Annotated in this window: 17 protein-coding genes and 1 pseudogene; 2 read left to right on the top strand and 16 right to left on the bottom strand. The window is 45.1% G+C overall.

The window, feature by feature from the left end:
• Positions 1–10 precede the first annotated feature (10 nt).
• The gene (locus tag FEF09_RS11420; protein WP_146305233.1) at positions 11–607 is read right to left on the bottom strand and encodes a chemotaxis protein CheB; all 597 of its coding nucleotides are present in this window, start codon (positions 605–607) and stop codon (positions 11–13) included.
• A gap of 156 nt (positions 608–763) precedes the next feature.
• The gene (locus FEF09_RS11415; RefSeq protein ID WP_012791272.1) at positions 764–1,366 is read right to left on the bottom strand and encodes a phospholipid scramblase-related protein; all 603 of its coding nucleotides are present in this window, start codon (positions 1,364–1,366) and stop codon (positions 764–766) included.
• 141 nt (positions 1,367–1,507) lie between these two features.
• Between FEF09_RS11415 and FEF09_RS11410 the strand changes: the two genes are divergently transcribed.
• Positions 1,508–1,639, top strand: coding sequence for a hypothetical protein (locus tag FEF09_RS11410; RefSeq protein WP_012791271.1), 132 nt, complete (start codon positions 1,508–1,510; stop codon positions 1,637–1,639).
• Positions 1,640–1,660: 21 nt separating this feature from the next.
• On the opposite strand, the gene FEF09_RS11405 is transcribed toward FEF09_RS11410, so the two are convergent.
• From FEF09_RS11405 to FEF09_RS11380, 6 genes are all read right to left on the bottom strand, one after another.
• The gene (locus FEF09_RS11405; RefSeq protein ID WP_186774299.1) at positions 1,661–3,385 is read right to left on the bottom strand and encodes a CocE/NonD family hydrolase; all 1,725 of its coding nucleotides are present in this window, start codon (positions 3,383–3,385) and stop codon (positions 1,661–1,663) included.
• 74 nt (positions 3,386–3,459) lie between these two features.
• Positions 3,460–4,992 (bottom strand): RagB/SusD family nutrient uptake outer membrane protein, encoded by a 1,533-nt coding sequence (locus FEF09_RS11400; protein ID WP_146305231.1) that lies wholly within the window; start codon positions 4,990–4,992, stop codon positions 3,460–3,462.
• 25 nt (positions 4,993–5,017) lie between these two features.
• Positions 5,018–8,536 carry a SusC/RagA family TonB-linked outer membrane protein gene (locus FEF09_RS11395; protein ID WP_146305230.1) on the bottom strand — a complete coding sequence of 1,173 codons (3,519 nt, stop codon included), beginning with the start codon at positions 8,534–8,536 and terminating at the stop codon, positions 5,018–5,020.
• Positions 8,537–8,553: 17 nt separating this feature from the next.
• Positions 8,554–9,519 carry a FecR family protein gene (locus FEF09_RS11390; protein WP_146305229.1) on the bottom strand — a complete coding sequence of 322 codons (966 nt, stop codon included), beginning with the start codon at positions 9,517–9,519 and terminating at the stop codon, positions 8,554–8,556.
• Between the two features lie 15 nt (positions 9,520–9,534).
• Positions 9,535–10,140 (bottom strand): RNA polymerase sigma factor, encoded by a 606-nt coding sequence (locus tag FEF09_RS11385; protein ID WP_146305228.1) that lies wholly within the window; start codon positions 10,138–10,140, stop codon positions 9,535–9,537.
• 136 nt (positions 10,141–10,276) lie between these two features.
• Positions 10,277–11,476: a GTP-binding protein gene (locus FEF09_RS11380; RefSeq protein WP_146305227.1), complete on the bottom strand. Its 1,200-nt coding sequence runs from the start codon at positions 11,474–11,476 to the stop codon at positions 10,277–10,279.
• 224 nt (positions 11,477–11,700) lie between these two features.
• Here FEF09_RS11380 and FEF09_RS11375 point away from each other — a divergent pair, with 224 nt between their 5' ends.
• Positions 11,701–13,155 (top strand): S8 family serine peptidase, encoded by a 1,455-nt coding sequence (locus tag FEF09_RS11375; protein ID WP_146305226.1) that lies wholly within the window; start codon positions 11,701–11,703, stop codon positions 13,153–13,155.
• Here FEF09_RS11375 and FEF09_RS11370 read toward each other — a convergent pair whose 3' ends face one another.
• From FEF09_RS11370 to FEF09_RS34730, 8 genes and pseudogenes are all read right to left on the bottom strand, one after another.
• Complete coding sequence (locus tag FEF09_RS11370; RefSeq protein WP_146305225.1) at positions 13,156–13,863, bottom strand: LytR/AlgR family response regulator transcription factor; 708 nt, start codon at positions 13,861–13,863, stop codon at positions 13,156–13,158.
• Positions 13,835–14,833: a sensor histidine kinase gene (locus FEF09_RS11365; protein WP_146305224.1), complete on the bottom strand. Its 999-nt coding sequence runs from the start codon at positions 14,831–14,833 to the stop codon at positions 13,835–13,837. The genes FEF09_RS11370 and FEF09_RS11365 overlap by 29 nt, the downstream gene beginning before the upstream one ends.
• Before the next feature lie 110 nt (positions 14,834–14,943).
• Positions 14,944–16,161, bottom strand: a complete 1,218-nt coding sequence (locus FEF09_RS11360; protein ID WP_146305223.1) for an acyltransferase family protein — start codon at positions 16,159–16,161, stop codon at positions 14,944–14,946.
• An 88-nt stretch (positions 16,162–16,249) separates the two neighbouring features.
• Entirely contained in the window at positions 16,250–17,665 is a 1,416-nt protein-coding gene (locus FEF09_RS11355; protein ID WP_186774298.1) for a tetratricopeptide repeat protein, read from the bottom strand.
• 11 nt (positions 17,666–17,676) lie between these two features.
• Positions 17,677–18,603: a type IX secretion system membrane protein PorP/SprF gene (locus tag FEF09_RS11350; RefSeq protein WP_146305221.1), complete on the bottom strand. Its 927-nt coding sequence runs from the start codon at positions 18,601–18,603 to the stop codon at positions 17,677–17,679.
• A 2-nt stretch (positions 18,604–18,605) separates the two neighbouring features.
• Positions 18,606–20,861: an Ig-like domain-containing protein gene (locus FEF09_RS11345; RefSeq protein ID WP_146305220.1), complete on the bottom strand. Its 2,256-nt coding sequence runs from the start codon at positions 20,859–20,861 to the stop codon at positions 18,606–18,608.
• Positions 20,862–20,865: 4 nt separating this feature from the next.
• A pseudogene (locus FEF09_RS11340) lies at positions 20,866–21,623 on the bottom strand (hypothetical protein); the annotation flags it as partial.
• 19 nt (positions 21,624–21,642) lie between these two features.
• Positions 21,643–21,774: Ig-like domain-containing protein (locus FEF09_RS34730; RefSeq protein WP_186774297.1), on the bottom strand; the 132-nt coding region annotated here is incomplete at its 5' end.

Here is a 21,774-nt window from a genome sequence, read left to right as displayed (position 1 = left end):
TTAAATCAACTCAGGTCAAACTATTATATGCTCCCAGGTGCCTCAGCAGGAAACGGGCTATATCTGCAGGAGGCAGAATCGCATGAGGGTCGTCTTTGTTGATCGCCATTTGTGGCAGCACATTGAATTCCGTCGTGTCCGGATCCTGTACTACTACCAGTCCGTGATAATCTTCTATCGTCTTAATGCCTTCTATTCCGTCCGTTCCCATACCAGACAGGATCACGCCTATGGCATTTTCCTGAAACGACCTGGCCATGGATTTAAAAAATATATCGATAGATTTATTGATCACTTCTCTGTGGTAACGTCGTCTGACCTTCAGGTACCCATCCTCTGTGATCATCATCTTATCTTCGGTTAAAACATACACATGATCCGGTAGCATCCTGACATTCTGTTCCACCCTATGAACCGGCATATTGGTATGCCTGCGTAGGATTTTGCTGAACCGGCTGGGATATTCCCGGGTAAGATGCGGTACGACGACATAGGCAGCCCCTGTTTTTTCCACGACCTGTTGAAAAAAGTCACATACTGATTCCAATCCTCCCGCCGAACATCCTATTCCGATGCAAAAATGTGGTTGTTGCCTGATGATTTCCATATGTTGTGCGTTTTAAGGGACAATAACATGGTCTATAAAAAGCAACCTCGTCAAATATCAGGCCATGAGAAAATAAGTCCTGTTTTGCTATGATTTCACGGAAATAAAAAGGGATGGTACATCTTCATGTACCACCCCTCTTACTCATATCTTTTGTTATTTGGACTCTTTCAACACCATATCGATGGTGATAGCACCCGCTACAATAGCCATTTTATTGATATCTTCCGGACATTCTTCGGCAATGGTCACACGGTATTTATCCGCAGTCGTAAACACTTCCTTGAATGCACCAGCCCATTTCTTGGTAATTGCACCCAGTTCTTTTTCATTTTTATCTACGATCTTGAAGTTCCACGCTTTCCAGTCACCTTTGATTTCTGCGAGCACTTCTCCATTCGCATCGAGGATATGAAACAGCGGCTTCATAAATTTGAATTTCTGTTTGATACCACCTACCGGTACACCGTTCATATCACGGATCTCGATTTTAGACATCCAGAAAGTCCATCCACGGTGTATAGAAGCCACTACCTGTTCATTGGCATCGGCAATATTCAAGGTAAAGGGAAACATGGCTTTGCTCAGAAAGAGGCGTAAAAATTTGTGGAGCAGGGGTACTTCCTGGCGGATATTTCCGATCTGCTGTCCATCCTGATTAAATACTTTATAAGCGTTTGCGAATTTCAGCAGGCCAACTTTTTCATCAATAAAGAAATCATCATACTGAAAGAATTCGGGTAATTTCGTCTGTCCCATGAGGTTTATCAAGTTCTGGTTATAGAATGCCGCAAATATATACAAAAAAGGATGAATATCAACTGCTTTAACTATTCAAGCCGTTTCCTGATTTTTATACAAACGTTACAATCCTTAAATTGCAGTAAGCAGTATTGATTTATGGAAAAACGCCCGGCCCCCGACAGAAGCGATTTTATCAAGTGGATCAAACGTATAGGCTTCTGGGGATTTATCTTCTTTCTGGTCAAAGGCCTGTTATGGCTGGCCGTAGGATATTTTCTGATAAAATAATCCCTGATGATTAATTCTTCCTCACATCACGGGAATGCTTATATGCGATTCCGGATAGAAACGTATTTCATGCATCAAAGCGTCCAGTAAGGTCTGTTGACTGACATCTTTTGCCGCACCGTAATTTTTCTGCCAGTAGAGATTAGCCGCCGGACTGATCGTCATTACAATACGGCTCCCCTTTCTGATCTGTTTACACATCCATGCGGCGTTCTGCAGACTGATATGATAAGTCTCGTTTTCTTTCCAATATACAGGCTTTGCCTTATCTATACTCAATGAGAGTCGTTGTGCAGTATTCGCCAGCGGCCAGCGTTTACCTTCCTTATCTATTTCCCACCAGCTAAACATCAGATCTGCATCAGGCGTACCCGAGGATAGCCAAAGATCAGCCGTAATACTTCCGTTCAGCATCATATCATTATCCAGTGGTGGTGTACTAAGCGTTAACAGGTATTTCTTTTTAAATACGGCTTCTGACACCAGCGAGCTGCTGCCATCGTAAACAACAAGTGTATCATCTACGGTATCTGCTGCATCAAAAGACAATACCAGTGGCTTCTTCCCTCCTCTTTTCCGGGTGCTCATGGTTTCCTCCTGCCGGGAAGGGAGATAATAGGTAATGGTATCCCTGTTCATTTTTTCGAGTGAGGGGAAAAAGTGCCATTTGTTTTCTCCCATGGCGAACACGGATATCCTGTCCTGCAGGAACGCCGGTTTTGGACCACCCTTCAGCGTATAATTAAACCAATCCAATACCAGCTGTTTCTGATCGACCATAGCCACGGTATCAATATCGTAGGGTGGTATCGGATTTCTGCGTCTGCCTCCTTGTCCGCCGGCATGATCAAAAGGTCCGATAAACAAATAATGTTCTTTGACACCTGCTGCCGGACCGTACTTATTATGCATATTATAATAATAGATCGCTCCGCGCTGATCATCATCAAAATAACCGGTCGTGGTGAGGACCGGGATATTAATACGGGAGAACTCTTCCTGTGTAGGCGTCATTTGTTGCCAGTATTCGTCATTTCCCGGATGCCGGATCCAGCGCTGAAAGATGGTATCCATACCACTTCCTTCCAGTTCGTCCAGCATACTGAAGGGTTTACCCCTTAACAGGTAATCAGTGTTCAGCTGTTTCCATTTTGCCTCATCAAGAAAGGTTGAATCGTCGAGATAATGATTATTACGGACGTATTTCAGCCACTGCAGCATATAGGTGAGGAAGATGCCACCGGGGTTGGGATAATCAATGCCGGGGCCTACAGCTACCTGCGGAACGATGGTTTTCAGCGCGGGATGGATATTCTTAACCGTTGCCCATTGTGCGAAGCCCAGATATGAGCCCCCATACATAGCAATTTTCCCGTTACACCAGGGTTGTTTACTGATCCAGTCAATAGCCTCGTAGTTATCAGCGGCGTCATTCTCCATGGGATAAAAACTACCGCCGGAACGGGACTTTCCCCTGTTATAGACGAAGACACCCGCATAACCACTATCTGCTACATACTGAGCCCGAAGCGTATCATATCTGGAAGGATAACAGTTGGCCCTCAGCACCACCGGCAAGGGTAGTTTAGCCCCTTCCTGATATAACAGCATGCAACTCAGCATGGTGCCATCTTTCAATGGTATTTCCAGTGTACTGTCTATCACATATCGTTTTTGCTGCGCGGAGAGCAGGCTGCAATGAAGCAGCAAACAGGTTACAATCAGTAAGGCCAGTTTTAGTCGCATGGTATTCATTTGGGTGAAGGGCACACCAATATAATAAAAAAAGGAGAAGCATTCGCTTCTCCTTTTAACTGCTCTTAATATCCCGGATTCTGATACATCTTTTCAGGATTCAGCTTATATTCATCAAACGGGATCGGATAATAACGGTCCTTCTTTGAGAAGTTTGCCACTTTGGCAATACCGAAGTAAGTCTGGTCTTTCGCATGGAAATAAGTCACCAGCTCATCTGTTGTGAAAGTACGCAACAGATCGTACCAGCGGTGATTTTCGAAAGCCAGTTCAATGCGGCGCTCGTGCAGGATCGCGAGTTTCAGCGAAGAGAACTTGCTGCTGTACGCGGTATTCTGCATAGAGGTATTGTAATCAGGCATACCGGCTCTTGCACGTACCATATCCAGATACTGGATAGCGGTTGCGTTGTCGCCCAGATACATGTTCACTTCTGCCAGCATCAGGATAACATCTGCATAACGCATCAGGATAAAGTCATTACCACCATAACCGTTCTTACCAGCAGCGTCGCTGGCGTCGCGGAATTTTGTAATGAACCAGTCCTTTACGATGTCAGCATTTGCATATTTGATAGAGAAATCTTTACGGAGATCGTTCGCCTCGTACTCATTCACCAGATCGCCGGTTACATTACCACCCACGCCGGTTGCTACTTTCTGAGAGTTTACTGTTTCACCTTTTGCCTGATTATTCGCAGCGATACTGGAAGAATAGGTGGCATCCCCCTGTTTGTACACGATCTGGAAGATCAGTTCAGGGCAGGATGATTTCTTTTCTACGCTGAAAACATCTGCATAAGGGATTTCTTTCAGCTGACCAAACTTACGCATGTTGTAACAAGCCTCGAGGTACTGCTTTGCTTTGGTCAGGTTTTCATTTTTCTTACCGTTGTCAATAGTCAGTGCCATTGTCAGGTATACCTGTCCAAGCAAGCCGTTACCAGCAGCTTTTGATACTCTTCCTACGTTTGCTCCTGTCTGGAAATCAGGCAGCGGACTGTTTACCACATCCAGCAGATCATTGACGATCTGGCTGTACACAGCGGTATCTTTTGCACGGAAGGTAGCACCGTCTACTTCTTCCAATGTAGTTAACTGTCTTGTTACCAACGGAACATCACCCCATTTACGCACCATATGGAAATAGATCAGCGCACGGAGGAATTTCGCTTCAGCTGCATAACCCTTTTTGGTATTATCGTTTGCGAAAGATACTTTATCGATATTGGTCAGTACCAGATTCGCTCTTGAAATAGACTGGTACATTGCTACCCAGTGTGATTTCAGATAAGTATTGCTTGACAGCAGGGAGAAGTCTCCGAACTGAAAAGGCTCACCAGCGTTGGACTGGCTATCATTACGGCCGGTGTTATCAGAACGTTCTTCTGTGAAAAGTCCGCTGCTTTCACCGATCGCATTGCTGCTTCTCAGTGACTGATAGATACCGTTTACTGCCAGCAACACGTCATTTTCAGTCTGGAAGTAGGCGGATACCGGCTGATTGTTTGGATCGGTCTGATTCAGGAAATCTTTATTACAGGCGGATGTTGCCAGCACAGTAGCAAAACCCAGTATTATTGCGAATCTATTCTTCATTTTTCAATGTTTAATCGTAAACGGATTAAAAGGCCAATTTAACACCAGCGTTATAAGCACGTACCAGTGGGTACATACCGTAGTCTACACCCGGAGCGATGTTGCTACCGTTACCGTAGTCTACTTCAGGATTGTAACCTTTGTATTTTGTGATGGTGAAGGCGTTATCTACGCTTGCAAACAGGGTAGCTTTTGATACGCCCAGTTTCTGCTGCAGTGCACGGAATCTGAAATTATATCCCAGCATGATGTTCGTACATCTGAAGTAAGATCCATCCTGCAGATAGAATGTAGACAGACGGGTGCTGTTACTCTGTGTACCTGCACGGGAAGCACGGTATACGCTACCAGCGCCCGGTTGTGCATTGGAACGGAAACGTTGTGCTACGTCAGCATATTGGTTACCGGAACCTTCCATGTTATACAGGTAGTAATCCTGACCATCCAGTACCTGATTGCCATAAGAACCGTTGAAGGAAGAAGAGAAATAGAAATCTTTATAAGTAGCTGACAGGTTGAAGCCATAAGTAAACTTAGGATAAGGGCTGCCGATTACATCTTTATCAGCATCATTCACTACACCATCGTCATTCTTATCATAGAAATACAAATCACCCGGATGCATTGGGTTGGTGCTGGAAGCAGAAGGAGCCACTGTTTTGTAGTTTGCTTCTGTAGCAACGCCCAGTACTCTGAAGCCGTAAAACATACCAACCGGCTGACCCGTCTGAATGATGTGTGTCAGGTAAGAACGTTCAGCACCTGCTTTGAAGATGGTGTTTGCACCACCCATATCCAGTACTTTGTTACGGTTCACGGAGATGTTACCGGTTAAGTTCAGATTGAATTCTTTTGTCTGAATAACGCGGCCATCGATCTGCAAATCAATACCTCGGTTACGGATTTTAGAATCACGCAGGTTGGTGGTTACTGTAGTTGCACCGGAGATAGCAGATACTGGTCTGTCGAACAGCAGGTTGTAAGAATAGCTCACATAATAGTTAGCAATCACATTCAGACGGCCATTCAGTAAGCCCAGATCCAGACCGGCATTATATTGAGAAGTAGATTCCCATCCAATTTTCGGATCCTTGATACCGTTTGCGAAAGTACCGGTATTGATTGTTCCGTTACCGAATGGCACACCGGTAGGCGTACCCATTACTGTAGCGGAGTTGTAGTTACCGATGTTGTTATTACCACTCAGACCCCAGCTTGCACGGAGTTTCAGGGTAGAATGCTGTCCCAGCCAGTCATTATAGAATGATTCATTGGAGATATTCCAGCCGGCAGCTACTGAAGGGAAACTACCCCAACGGTTCTGCGGACCGAAACGGGAAGACGCATCTGTACGGAAAGAGGCTGTCAGGTAATAGCGGTTATCGTAGTTATAGTTGATACGACCGAGGTAAGACACCAGTGTGTAGACATATTTAGAGGCAGTGGTCAGTTTGAACAATGCAGCATCCGCACCTTTTGCACTTACTTCCTGTATACGATCGTCCTGGAAACCTTCTGCTCTTATTTCAAGAACATCACCGGTAGTTTTCTGTACAGTATAACCACCCAGTACGTCCAGTTTGTGTTTGTTGAACTGTTTGCTATAAGCAGCAGTGAACTCACCTAACTGATCCAGTTTATTGGTATTCTTGGCTCTCGCATTTGCTGCAGCTTTTGCGGCATCAGAATAAGGAGCACTTACACCGCTACTGAGACTGGTCGGATAATAGTAGTCATATTTTTCTGCATAGCTGGACATACCCAGATTCGCTTTCAATGACAATTCAGGCAATACCTGATAGACAGCATAACCATTATAGGTAGCACGGTTACCATTACGACGGATGTTGATTTCCTTCGCGATAGCCAGCGGGTTTTCGAAGCTGTTATAGCCATAAGTTGATGACAGGGCCGCTACTTCATTCTTCACGATGTTACCATTGTCATCAAATGCACGATAAGTAGGCAGCATCAGCAGGGCGGCCATGATCGGGTTGTGGTCCCAACGGCCTTCTTCAGTTTCCCTGTTCTGGTTGTTGGTATAAGAAACGTTCATACCAGCTTTCAGTTTAGGGTTGATCTGTCCGTCAACATTTGCACGGAAGTTGATCTTTTTCAGACCGGTATTTAAGATAATACCATCCTGATTCTGATAACCACCGCTGATATAGTATTTTACTTCTTTGCTACCACCGGAGAAGGACAGGTTGTGGCGGCTGAACATCGCGTTACGATACAGCAGGTCCTGCCAATCAGTGTTATACTGAGGCTTAATCACTTTCTGGTTAGCGAAGTCATAGAACTTAGGATCAACACTTACTGCGTTTGCGTTACCTACTTTAGCGATACGCGTAGCATTATCATCAGAATACATCGCGTCATTCCATTCTTTACCACCGTTCACTACGAAGTCGTGGTAAGAGTTATTTCTACCATCAATCATCAACTGTGCGAACTCTTCGGAGTTCAGCAGTTTCACTTTTTTACCCAGCTGGTTGATGCCTGTCTGCAGGTCATACTGGAATTTACCTTTACCTTCTTTACCACGTTTGGTAGTGATCAGTACCACACCACCCGCAGCACGGGAACCGTAGATAGCAGCAGAAGCCGCATCTTTCAGGATGTCGATCGTCTCAATATCTTCCGGGTTGATAAATACGTCATTGTCCATCGGGAAACCATCCACTACATACAGCGGATCGGAGCTTGCGTTGATGGAACCAACACCACGTACACGGATTTTGGTGCTGGCGTAAGGAGCGCCACTAACCTGAGAGATCTGTACACCCGCCACTTTACCTACCAGTGCCTGTCCTACGGAAGGGCTGGTCAGGTTCAGTTCACTTGCTTTCACGCTGGAGATAGCACCGGTAACGTCGCTTTTTCTAACGGACTGATAACCGATCGCTACGATCTCTTTCAACTGGCTGTTCTGCACTTTCAGTTGTACGTTCATCAGGGCTTTATCACCTACAGTTACTTCCTGTGGTGCATATCCGATGAAGTTGTACACGAGTACATCGCCGGTGTTTACGGTAATAGAGTAACGACCGTTGGCATCTGTAGTAGTATTCTTTTTAGTCGTCTTCTCATGAATGCTTACACCAGGTACCGGCTGATTGTTCTCATCTGTTACGGTACCACTAATGGTGATTGGTGTAGCTGCAGCTGCAACGATAGGAGCTACTGCCTTTTCAATGGCTTTTCTTTTTTCCACTTTCAGGAAGATATGGTTTTCATCTACCTGTTTTACGGTACCCTGATAGTTCTTCAGTAATACCTGAAATACGGTGGCCAGCGTTACATCGTCGGCTTTGTAGTTGACAGTCTCCATACCATTCACTGCACTGGCATTATAATTTACGGAGAGACCTGTTTTTTGTTCGATCAGCTGGAATACATTCTTTAGTGGCTGATCTTTTACGTTCAGACTGATGCGCGCGTTACGAACCGCAACAGTGATGTACTCATGATTCAGATCGTTGGCGAAACTGATCAGGTGAGTGAAAAGAAATAAGACAAGAAGGCGTAATTGCTTCTTCATTGTTGGCGCATTACATTTTATTCGCATGACGCAATGTTGATTTTAATTTCATTGTTGTTTACCTGATAGGAGATTCCTGAAAGCTGCTCTAATAGTAGCAGGGCCTTGTTTAATGGTTCATTCTTTAACTGTAATGTGTAACGGCATTGTCTTTTTGCCTTACCTGTTAGCATGATATGTATATTGTATTGTCTTTCGAGTACCTGTGCGATTTCTGCGATGGTTGCCTGATCGAAGAACAGCTTATTCTGCTGCCATCCGGCAATATCTTCTGCCCTGCAGTGTGTCAGTTCATGTTTACCTGTACCTGCATCATAGGTCAGCAACTGATCTTTTTCTATACCGGGGGCCAGTATCTCTGTGTTCCTTTGCGCTTGCTTTTCCACCCTTACTTTTCCGCTGAGTACAGCTACCTGTAAAGCTGTTTCTCCGGGGTATGCTTTTACGTCAAATACGGTACCCAGTACCACTGTGCGAAGGCTGCCGGTATGGACGACAAAAGGCTGTTTTGTATTCTGTTTAATATCAAAAGTACCTTGTCCTGATAAGGTCAGTTCTCTTCGTTCCTGACCAAAATCAGAAGGAATTACAACGGAAGAAGCAGCATTCAGAGTCAGCAGGCTTCCATCCGGGAGCGTCAGCTTTTTACGTTCTCCTTTACCGGTGGATATTGAAGCATAGGTGACGGTAGCCGGTGTTTTCGTATAGAAACGGAAGAGGAAGAGCAGACTGGTGACTGCCAGTACCAACACTGCAGCGGCTGCATAGAAAAGATGTCTGAGTCTGCCTTTCGCCGGGAAGAGCGAATGCATAACGTTTACAACTACTTCATTGGCAGCGGCTGTCATTGCCTCGCTATCGGGCAGTTCTTCAAAACTGTCGAGCCATGCTTCTACCTGAGCAATTTCCTCCGGTGTGCATTCACCGGCTCTGTATTTTTCTAAAAGCGCTGATAGTTCGGCTTTGTCTGATGATGTTCCCATTCATCAGTATAGTCCTCAGAAGTGAAAAGTGGTACCGTTAAGGAATTGTAAACTCAATGTTAACAGAATATAAACGAAAGTAAAGAAGTAAGCAGCCAGGCGCAGACGGATACGTTTGAGCGCCATAGAGAGATTATTTTTAACGGTTTGCTCCGAAAGGCCGTATTCCTCAGCTATTTCAGGGATAGACTTAGATTCCCATCTGCTGGATACGAAGATTTTACGCATGGTCTCATTCATTTTTGAGATTTCTGTTTCTACTTCTTCTTTTATTTCCAGTGAGATGAGCTGATTCTCTGCGGGGTATGTAGTTGGTTCGTCTTTTTCTTCGAGTATAGTATTGCGGGCAAGGGCTTTTTTATTATTTACCTGCCAGTCAATGATCGCATAATGAACAGAGCGTTTGAGATATGCGGCTATATTATTAATAGTATGACGGTTTTTCCAGCAGGAAATAAATACCTCCTGCAAAAGATCTTTTGCATCATGTTCATTGCGGATGCGTGTATATATGTATTTATACAGCTGTACATTGTATCTATACATGATCGCCTCAAATGCTTTTCCATCGTCTGTTTGCGCGAGTGATAGTAATTCGGCGTCTGTCAGATTCTCCATCATAATAGTTGGCTGAAGTGCAGCGCGAAATTAAAAAGAGGGGCTTTAGTTATATGTTATGTTTACGTTAACAGGGCTCAAACATAGCATGGGCCGGCCAAAAGACCAGCCCATTCCTTCATCATCTCTGTCAGGTTGCCTAAAGCGGGAACTCGTCCCGGAAAGTCCCTCCTATTTCCATGTTTGCGATCTCCGTATCATTACACAGACAATCTTCGAGCTCGTTCACAATAGTCTCTTTGTCCAGTGTGCGTCCGATAATAACCAGTTCATTCAGACGATCACCGAAACGTTTGTCCCATCTTTTTTCAATTTCTTCCTGATTGTCGAGAAAGGATATGTATTGTATCCTGTCTTTATAAGGCATGCTATCCCACCATACACCTGCACGTTCTGCCCGCAGACTTCCTCCTGCCTGACTCCAGTTCAGGGCTTCATCCCTGCGGGAAGCCAGCCAGAAGAGGCCTTTACTGCGAATGATATTGGAATGCCATTCCTGATTCAGATAATTCCAGAAGCGTTCCGGATGAAAGGGGCGACGACTGCGGTATACAAAACTGCTGATACCGTATTCCTCTGTCTCAGGTGTATGCGCTGGTTTATTGAGTTCTTCTATCCATCCTGCCTGTTGACTGGTTGCTTCGAAATCAAACAGGCCGGTATTCAGAATACTGTGCAGGTCTACTTTTCCGAATGAAGATGTTACAATGCGCGCGCCTGCATTCATCTTTCTGATCACAGCATGCAGCATACCCAATTCTTCTGCTGTAATAAGATCTGTTTTATTCAGGATGATTACATTGGCGAATTCAATCTGGTCAGTCAACAGGTTGACAATCGTTCTGTAATCACCTTCCATATCGGTAATCTGCCGGTTTTGCAATGTTTCGATACTACTGAAATCACGGATGAAATTAAATGCATCGACGACTGTTACCAATGTATCCAATCTGGATAACCTACTCAAATCTGTACCCGTTGTTTCATCCTGATAAGTAAATGTCTGTGCGACAGGTAAGGGTTCACTGATACCGGAACTTTCTATGAGAAGATAATCGAACCGGTCTTCCTTTGCCAGTCTTTCTACTTCTATCAGCAGGTCTTCACGCAACGTACAACAGATACAGCCGTTACTCATTTCTACCAGTTTTTCTTCTGTTCTGTGTAATGTCTGCTCATTTCTCACGAGTTGGGCATCTACGTTTACTTCGCTCATGTCATTAACGATGACAGCCACTTTCATTCCCTGTTTATTATGCAGGACATGATTGAGCAAAGTAGTCTTACCAGCGCCGAGAAAGCCACTCAGCACCGTAACAGGTAATCTGTTCGTTGTCATATATGTAGTTATTAAAATAAAGTTCCTCACCAGAAGAAGACATCTGGTAGTAGTTGAACAATAGTTGATTATTGTTCTATTATTTGCATCAATGTTGCAAATGTATAGCTTTTATTGATAAAACAAAATCTTAAAAATGATTTTGCCGCCCTCGATAAAAAGGCGTAAATTCTAATAACCACGTTAGAAAAGTCAGGATTGTTAACTACTAAAAAACCGAACATATGAGGACCCCTTATTTTATGATGGTGGGCGTAGCGTTCGTACTTTTTACGTCTTGCCGTAAAACTGACACTCCTTATACTGTGCCGCCAGCACAGGAGAATCCGGAGGAGGTCATCCCAAAATCAGCTATTAATGCGTTTGTCAATCAGCAACTGGAGACCTATGGTTATTTTGACTGGAAGATGGCGAGTGACACCATGGTGTGGAGTGCATTATTACATGGAGATAGTATCTTATCGGTAGGTTATACAACGAATAGCAGCGCTGACGAAGTATTACAGCTGACAGGCCAACAGGTTGTTTCATTACAGCCTTTACGGACAGCTACGAGTGATAAATTACGTTTTATACAACTGCATGTCAGCAGTTATGCGACAGTGAAAGCGCTGCGTTCATCGACAAAGATCCGCTATGCAGAACCGGTCGGATATGGCAATTATATGCGGGATGTTAACCCAAAAGATGCAGCAGCAGCCTCGGATATTCTTGCCTCCGGTTGTGGCTATAATACGGCTAAAACGGACCTTGTCGCCGGTACCGATTATACTGTCATCACCCCTGCGGCAAAGCTTTCCTGGAACTATGGCTATCATCGTATTGAACAGGCATGGCAGCGGTCAACCGGACAGCGTATCAAGGTCATGATCATCGATACAGGTGTGAGTCCGCAACAGGAAAACCTTGGCAGTGCATTCAATCAGGGATTGTCCGCCGGCAGGACTATTCAGAAACTGGGTACTTATAACAGCAGTCCGGACGATCCCTGCGGACATGGCACCAGTATGGCGGGTGTACTGGCCGGGCCCAGAGGTATTGATGGCAATACGGCAGGCATAGCATATAACTGTGATCTGGCCATAGTACATGCAGCAGAAAACGTGGTACTGCTGTCTACTGCCGCCATTAACGGTGTTACGAATGCCTATGTACAGGGAGCGGATGATCCTGCGGTAAAGATCATCAGTATGAGTATGGGCACGCTCTTCAGTTCAGGGCAGATAAAAGATGCTTTGACCTATGCTTACAGTAAACAAAAGCTGATGTTTTGTGCGGCTGGTACGTCTACCTCTTTCTTTGCCGGTTTTGTAGGCGTCATCTTCCCGGCCAATCAGCCGCAGGTAGTGGCAGTTACCGGTATGAAAGACAACCTGAAAGACAGGTGTGATAATTGTCATACCGGCAGTAAAGTAGATTTTGCCATTGTCATGCAGAAATCTTCCGGCAGGAATCCGCTTAGTATTGCGATGAGCGGAGATGCCCCATCTACTGTGGGTGGTTCCTCCGTAGCCACGGCCAGCTGTGCCGCGATTGCTGCATTGGTATGGAGCAGATATCCATCCTATCCGAGAGATAGCATTATTGCCAGAATGGCAAGAGCCTCCGGATTTGCCAACAGCCGAAGCAGTAAGTTCGGATGGGGTATTGTCAATGCAGATGCAGCCGTAGGTTACTGATTATCTTTTAAGGATCCTGTTCTGCAGGATCCTTTCCATTATATCTTCTTTCTGATAACGGGATACTGGCACCTGATATCCGCCCAATAGTAACACATTGCCTTCTATAGCGTCTATTTTATCTATAGCTGCTATATAAGATTTATGCGGCTGGATAAACTTATCTGCCGGCAGGTGTTCCTGTAGCATTTTCAGGGTCAGGTGTGTGATCATCTTCTTCTGCTTTGTATGGATGGTAATATAGTTCTCCATGCCTTCGGCGAATAAGATTTCATCTATCAGCACCTTTTCCAGTTTACTGTCTACTTTAATAAAAAAGTAGTCCTCCCGTGGCTTTGCCTGCTCCTGCATATTGAAATAATCAAATGCTTTATTGGCAGCCCGGAGGAAGCGGTCAAATGAAACAGGCTTCAGCAGATAATCCAGTACTTCCAGTTCGTATCCCTGCATAGCATACTTTTCATATGCTGTGGTAAAGATTACTTTCGGTGGATGAGCGAGTGTTTTCAGCAACTCTATTCCGGACAAATAAGGCATTTCTATATCCAGCAACAAAAGATCTACCTGTTCCTTTTTTAAAAAGGTGTTTAGTTCGACGGCGCTTTCGCATACCGCTACCAATTCCAGAAAATCTATCTGACTGATATAGCCTTGAAGGCCTTTCCTTGCATAGGGCTCATCATCTGTGATGACGCATCTGATCTTCATCTTCTTCCGTTGTTACAGTTTGATAAGCAACCGGTTCCGGTTGTATGGACAATGCAGCTTTAAAAGTACGTTCCGTTTTGCTGATATCAAAGGTATGTTTGCCGGGATACAGCAGTTGCAAACGTCTTCTGAGATTTTCTAATCCGATCCCACCGGCACTGGCGGACATCGTTATTTTTGGTATGGCATTTTCCACGACAAAGTGGATAGTATCTTTTTCCAGTGTGGCGGTGATATTGATCCAGTACTCCCCTCCTACATATTTGAAAGCGTTTTCTACCAGTGGAAACAGCAACAGCGGGTAGACCTCCTGATCATATAGTGCCGGATCAAGCTGTACATTTAATACCAGTTTATCAGAAGCCCTTACTTTCTGCAGATTGATAAAACTATCCAGATATTGTATTTCGTGGCGGATGGAAACAGTCTGCTGTTGATCATACAACTGATAACGCAGCAGTTCGGAAAACTGCTCTACGCTCTTTTTGGCCGCACTCACATCTTCATCCATCTGAAAATAAATCGTGTTCAATGCATTAAAAATAAAGTGCGGATGCAGTTGTGATTTGAGAAATTTAAGTTCTGCCTGTAGCTGATCGTTCATCACTTCCTGTAGTTTGATCTTATTGTTTACATAAGCCTGCAGAAAATAATTAGTCCTGCTTACACCATAATAAATCAATGAATAGAGCAATGGGATCAGGTTGATGTCTGCAAGATCATACCATTGTAAGCCATCATCTGTAAAGGCGGCCAGTGGCAATAAAGTCAGGTTTTGGAACAGGATGGTTGCCAATGATATGACACCCAGCTCTCTCAGCATCCGTATACGATAATTGTTTTCTTCACTCCAATGTTTATCAAAATATCTGTAGAGGCGATGATGTATGGAGAGCATCAGATAACCAGACAGTATACAACAGGAAAACTCCCATATATTTAATGCCAGTGGACGCTCCCAGAACTTCATTTCTGTCACCGTATCCAGCAATAGCCGGATACTGAGATAGTTGATCAGGCCATAAAGACCGGGAAAATATATTTGCGGAAAGTATTCATGCGTTTATTACGGTTGAAATATTAAGAGGCCGGTATTAATACCTGTTTATCCGTCATTAGCACATCTTCCTTGTTCTGTTGTTGTTTTTTAGCAGGCTTCATACCAAACAGAAAGCGGGTGATATTATACGGGCGGATCAACAGATGATAAATGCTCATAGAAGATATAAAGGTGGTGATTACGATAAAGATATACTTCGCTCCGATCGTATCTGTTGTCTTAACAACATAAAATGCCAATATGACGATGATTGTCTGATGCAATATATAAAAAGGATAGACAGCCTGATTAATATAATTCAGTGATGCATGCGGTTTATTCAGGTATTTTTTACCATAACCGATCAGTGCAAAAACCCAGGCCCATCCGCAGAAAGCCTTCAGGGCAAGAAAGGCAAAGGTACGCGGATCCTGTTTCCAGTTGTTGAGCAGATCCCATGGCTGGAGGTCATTCCAACGGAAATAATTGATAGTCACAATTGAAAGAAAAGCCATCAGAAAGGCAAACCGCCTGTTTCTTTCCAGACTGTCCATTAAAGCCGGCTGGGTAATGCAGATAAACCCCGGTATTAAAAAACAGAGCCAGTAGAAGAAATAGCACCAGTCATGTACGAGATCATTTGTTTCCGGATATTGCAAACTGAATGCTGTAAATATGATGACACCGGGCAAGGCGAGCAGATACACGCGTTTTCCTTTGGCCAGCCATAACAGCCGGTCACGGAAGTTTTGTGCTTTAGGAGACAGCATCCAGACGAACAGCGGAGCGCAGATAAGGTCATATATCAGCAGGTAAGCTACGAACCATAGGTGGTGCCAGCTAAGATTGCCTTTGGGGTAGGCACCTGAAGTGAACATTTCTCCATAGAATTGCCAGAAATTGCCGGTATAGCCCTGTGTTACTCTTTCCAGATAGACCTGTGGTGGTACAATCACCAATATGGCCAATAATACGGGTATCAGCAGTCTTCTGGTACGCAGTGCCACAAAGCCGCCACCTGATCTGTTCTGTAACATAAAGTAGCTGACTGTACCGGAGATGAAGAACAACAGGGGCATGCGGAAAAGATGCATAAAAACGACCAGTTCAAGAAAAAGGTTACTGGTTTCTTTATTACGGATATGCCATTCCAATTCCGCTCCAAAGGGCATGGAGGAATGGAAAATGAGTACACCAAAGATGGCCAGAATACGTAGCCAGTCGAGATATGCCTGTCTGGAGGAAGCGATTGTTTGCATAGCAGGGAATTTTTATGCTAAAGTATCCCTGTCGGGAAAGGCATTCAATTTTCTTTGACCTATGGCACCTATTTGCGGGTCAATAGCATTATTCCCGCCCCAAAGAGGGATATATCCTCCAGAAAATGTAGATATCGTCATTTCCCCTCCTGTCTGAGCTAAAATAGCCTTTACTGCCATTTGCCTCTATCAGTACACCGAAATCGTTTTTAGGGCTGTTAAAAGGCGCTCCTTCGTTCCGTGGAGCAGATAAAGGTTTATAAGCAGTATCCAAAGTAACACTGAATATATCCAGTCCACCCAATCCCGGCCATTTATCTGAGGAGAAATAGAGACGTCCGGAGGGGTCTATATAGGGAAACATTTCATTGCCGCTGGTATTGACCAGTGGACCGGCATTAATGGGTAATCCCCAGCTGTTGCCTGATTTACGACAGTAATAGATATCCTTGCCTCCTGCTCCTCCGGGCATATCCGAAGTAAAGAAAAGTACGTCACCGTTGGGATGCAGTGCCGGTTGTCCGACGTTATAGTCTTTATTGTTATGAGGAAATGCGGGCTGTAGTATCCAGTCTCCGTAGCGCATGACGTAAGTCTGCAGACGTAATCTGGACACATCCCCCTTTCCTTTTGAAGGTTCATTATAGGTAACGATGATGCTGTCCCAGTTACGGCTGAAGGTCACGGGACCTTCGTGATAACGTTTATTCAATTTTGTATTGAAGGGAGTGATCATTTCTCTCGACAACTGGTTAGGAACGGCGACAAATGTTGCCTGCGGATTGACAGATACCTTTTTACTGTCCCAGCTGCTTTCGGTACGGCTATCTACATTCCGGAGGTCTTTGGAGGCGTAACTAAGCACCTGTTCGAGTTCTTTGCTTCGCAGAGCGGCATCTTTGACCCTTGCAGTATCTACAACACGGTATAAGGTCAGAAAGTCTCCACCAGTCCAGGCATTGGTTTCCCGGAAGACTTTATTACGTGGTCTGTCAGATACGAAGACGAGGCCTGCCCCATAGGTTACCGGAGAAAAATCAGCGTAACCGCTATTGATGTTTAACAAGGCAGTCTGCCAATTGACGGAGTCAGCCAACAGGGCATTAAGTCCTCCTTCATACAAACCAATCGTACTTTCCAGCTGCGAGTCTGGTCTGACATTATTCACCCATTTAAACTGCGTGGCGGCTGCTTTATACTGGCCATCCATTGCCAGTAACTGACCATAACGATAACGGGAAGCGGTGTCATTTACCTGAGAGATCAGGAGTTTATGATACCAGTATAATGCTTTCTGGTATTGTTGCGTCTTATCATAACTGTCTGCCAGTTTAGCAATAGCTGTTGCTGACAACGAATCTCTCTTCATACTTTCCTGATAGTATCCAATGGCTTCGGCGTAACGCATGCCATCATAAGCCCGCTCAGCATTTTTCAACTGGCCATATCCTTTGGAAAATATCAAGCTGAGAAATAAAACTGTCAGCAAACGCATATATCTCATTCTGTTGTTTTTTAAAAATAGCGGGGAGAAAGTACGCGACCTTTTTCCCATCCGAATTCGTAGCGTAACATAATCTCGTGAGTACCCTGATTGTATTTCACCAGTTTGGAAATAGTATGATCATATGCATAGCCCAGTCTGAACTGATCATTGATCTGAACTTCTGCCAGACCGCAGATCGCATCGCCCGTGCGATAGGAAGCACCGACGGAGATCACATCTCTTATCCAGAGATTTGCATTGACATCCAATTGCACAGGGGCACCTCTTACTGCTTTCACGAGTGTGGAGGGTTTAAGTTTGAGATCTTCATTAAGATCAAACACATATCCGGCGATGAAAAAGAAGTGCATATACTTCTTGGCGACAACGTCTGCGCGGTAGTAAACCGCATCTTTCCGCAGGTAACTTTTGACCAGATTGGGGATGGAGAACCCTGCATAGAACCTGTCAGTATTATAGTAGATACCAGCGCCGAAGCAAGGGAGCAATACGTTAATGTTCTGAGCAAAGGCCTGATCATCTTCATCGATCAGATCTACCTTGGTCAGATCAGCTTTAAAATTGCTGACCCCACCCTGCAGACCGATAGCGAGCGAGCCTTCATTTTCAAAACGGATACGGTATGCGTAGGTACCGTAGAAACCGGTAGTACGCATGATCCCTATTTTGTCATTAAAGGCCTGAATACCCAGGCCAACCTTGTTATCACGGGTCGCCATATCAAAGGAAAACGTAGAGGTCTCCGGTGCACCGTCAATCCCTACCCACTGACGGCGATAGAGGGCTGTTGCACTCAATACGCCACGACTGCCGGCATAGGCCGGGTTCACTCCCATCATGTTAAACATATACTGGGAGTACATCGCATCCTGTTGGGCCCTGACATCAGCAAGGCCCAGGATGAGACACGTTATTACGGCAAGAATTTGTTTCATAACTAACGTATTACTGTGATATAATTAACAAACCGCTCGGAGTCATTCACAATGACGATGATATAGTAAGTGCCATCCGGTATATTCTCTCCAAAGTGCAGACCGAGGTTGCAGCGGCCATCCCACTCGTTGTTATAGTTTGCGTTTTTGTAGACCACGTTACCCCAACGGTTGTATACTTCAAGGCTGATTCTGTCATTGCCGGCGTTACCAATTACAAATCTGTCATTCTTACCATCACCATTTGGAGAGAAGCCTTGTGGTATGCGGATCTTAGTCGGATTCAGCGTTACCGGTGTTGCTTCATTTTCAGAAGGATCAGCGTTACCATCAGGATCTGCATTGAGACCATTGGTAGATACATCCGTCACTTCGGTGTTGGTGGATGCAGATGTTGCGTTGGCTGTCGCGCTGTTGTTGAATGTACCGAACTGTTTATGTGTGTTCACATTGACGCTGAACCTGATCGTATCGCTTGCGCCTATTGCCAGTGTGCTACCGTCGCCAAGCAGTGTGCTGATGGTACTACCGTTGTACTGGCTGTTTGGTCTCAGACCACCTGTAGTAACTACATCACCGGAGATTGTGAATGTGTGCGGTGATGGGAATGTATTCTGCAGGTTATCTTCTACCTGTACACTGTTCAGCGCTTCATTGCCGAGGTTAGTCACTACGAATGTGTAGGTCACTGTGTAATTACCATTGAGTTCCAGTACAGGTTCAGCTGCTGCTTTCGCTATACCGATCACTGGTCTGTCATTCGGACCGGACACATTAAAGATCACGATGCCGGTGTCACAGAGGCTTGGTGTACCGTTGTCACACACTCTATAAATCAGGCTGTCTGTTCCTGAGAAGTCTGTGTTTGGCGAGTATTCGAAGCTTCCGTCAGCGTTCAGGGTGATCACACCGTGAGTGGTCGCTTTGATCAGGCTGACTGTCAGCGGATCACCTTCCGGATCACTGATCACTGATTTCACGCTACCTGACACCGGTGTATTGATCTCTACACGGATGATTTCCAGGTTTGCTATCGGCGGATCATTCTGTGGTATGATGGTAATTCTCAGTACAGCGGTATCACAACGTGATGGACTACCATTATCACATACCTGATAGATCACACTATCTGCACCATTGTAGTTATTATCTGGTGTGTAAGTGAACGTACCATTTGCATTGAGGACGATAGTTCCATTCACCGGACCGGTTACAACACTTGCTGTCAGGGCATCACCGTCAGGATCCGTATCATTTGTCAGGACATTACCTGTAGCTACTTCATCTTCATTGATGGTTACGGCATCGTCTGTTGCGATCGGCGCTTCATTACCAGGAATTACGGTGATTCTGATAATAGCGGTATCACAGAGGTTGTCAGTGTCACAGATTCTGTAAACCATGCTATCAAGTCCTTCGTAATCCGGGTTTGGTGTGTAAGTAAATGTACCATCGGCGTTGAAGACAACTGTACCATTTACCGGAGGTGTTACCAGAGTAGCGGTCAGTTTATCACCGTCAGGATCGTAGTCATTCGTCAACGCATTACCGTCGGTTGGTGTATCTTCTACAACTGTCAGGTAATCAGCTTCTGCTACCGGTGCATCATAGCCAGGTACAACCGTGATAATAATCAATGCAGTGTCACAGAGAGATGGCGTACCATTATCACATACCCGATAGGTCACAGTATCCATACCATTGTAGTTTGAAGCGGGAGTATATGTGAAGCTACCATCAGAGTTGAGGACGATTGTACCATGTGCAGGACCTGTCACCACACTTGCACTCAGATCATCATTTTCAGGATCACTGTCATTGGTCAGGACATTACCATTTTGCGGCTGGTCTTCTGTTACAGTCACGATGTCGTTCACAGCTACAGGCGCATCGTTCACAGCGATAACATTGAATCTCACGATTGCCGTATCACACAGTGCCGGCGTACCGTTGTCACAGATCTTATAGATCATACTATCAGCGCCGTTGAAGTTTGCGTTTGGTGTGTATGTGAAGCTACCATCCGCATTCAATACTACCATGCCATTTACCGGTGCAGTTATCAGGCTTGCCGTGAGCGGATCTCCGTCAGGATCGCTGTCATTGGTCATGACATTACCAGTAGCAGGTATATCTTCAGTCACATCTACTTCATCATCAGCCGCTATTGGTTTATCATTAACAGGAGTTACCGTAATTCTCAGGATGGCTGTGTCACAAAGGCCCGGTGTGCCGTTGTCACATACGCGGTATATCACGCTATCCAGACCATCGTAGTTTGCGTTGGTGTGTAGGTGAAGCTACCGTCAGCATCAGCACTATTGTGCCATTCGCAGGACCTGTTACTAAACTTGCACTCAGGGCATCACCATCAGGGTCGGTATCGTTTGTCAATACATTACCCGTACCGATCTGGTCTTCTATGACTGTCAGCTGATCGTCTGCGGCTACTGGTGCATCATTAACTGGCGTTACGGTAATTCTCAGGATCGCTGTGTCACACAGGCTTGGTGTGCCATCGTCACAGATGCGATATACTACGCTATCCAGCCCATTGTAGTTTGCGTTTGGCGTGTAGGTGAAGCTACCGTCAGCGTTCAGTACTATTGTGCCATTTACAGGATCTGTTACCACACTTGCACTCAGGGCATCACCATCAGGGTCGGTATCGTTTGTCAATACATTACCCGTACCGGTCTGGTCTTCTATGACTGTCAGCTGATCGTCTGTTGCTACTGGTGCATCATTCGCTGGTGTTACGGTGATTCTCAGGGTCGCTGTATCACACAGGCTTGGCGTACCATCGTCACAGATGCGATATACTACGCTATCCAGCCCATTGTAGTTTGCGTTCGGAGTATATGTGAAGCTACCGTCAGCATTCAGCACTATTGTACCATTCGCAGGACCTGTTACTATACTTGCACTCAGATCATCATTTCAGGATCCGTATCGTTGGTCAGGACGTTACCGGTGCCGATCTGGTCTTCTATTACAGTCAGCTGATCGTCTGCCGCTACTGGTGCATCATCGCTGCTGTTACAGTGATTCGCAGGATCGCTGTATCACAAGGCTTGGTGTGCCGTTGTCACATACCTGATAAACAAGACTATCCAGACCACTGAAGTTTGCATTTGGCGTATAAGTGAAGCTACCGTCAGCGTTTAGTAC

Source organism: Chitinophaga pinensis, assembly GCF_007896845.1.
GTDB lineage: Bacteria > Bacteroidota > Bacteroidia > Chitinophagales > Chitinophagaceae > Chitinophaga > Chitinophaga pinensis_C.
The sequence above is the reverse complement of the archived record's forward strand: the minus strand, read 5'-3'. Positions and strand labels throughout refer to the sequence as shown.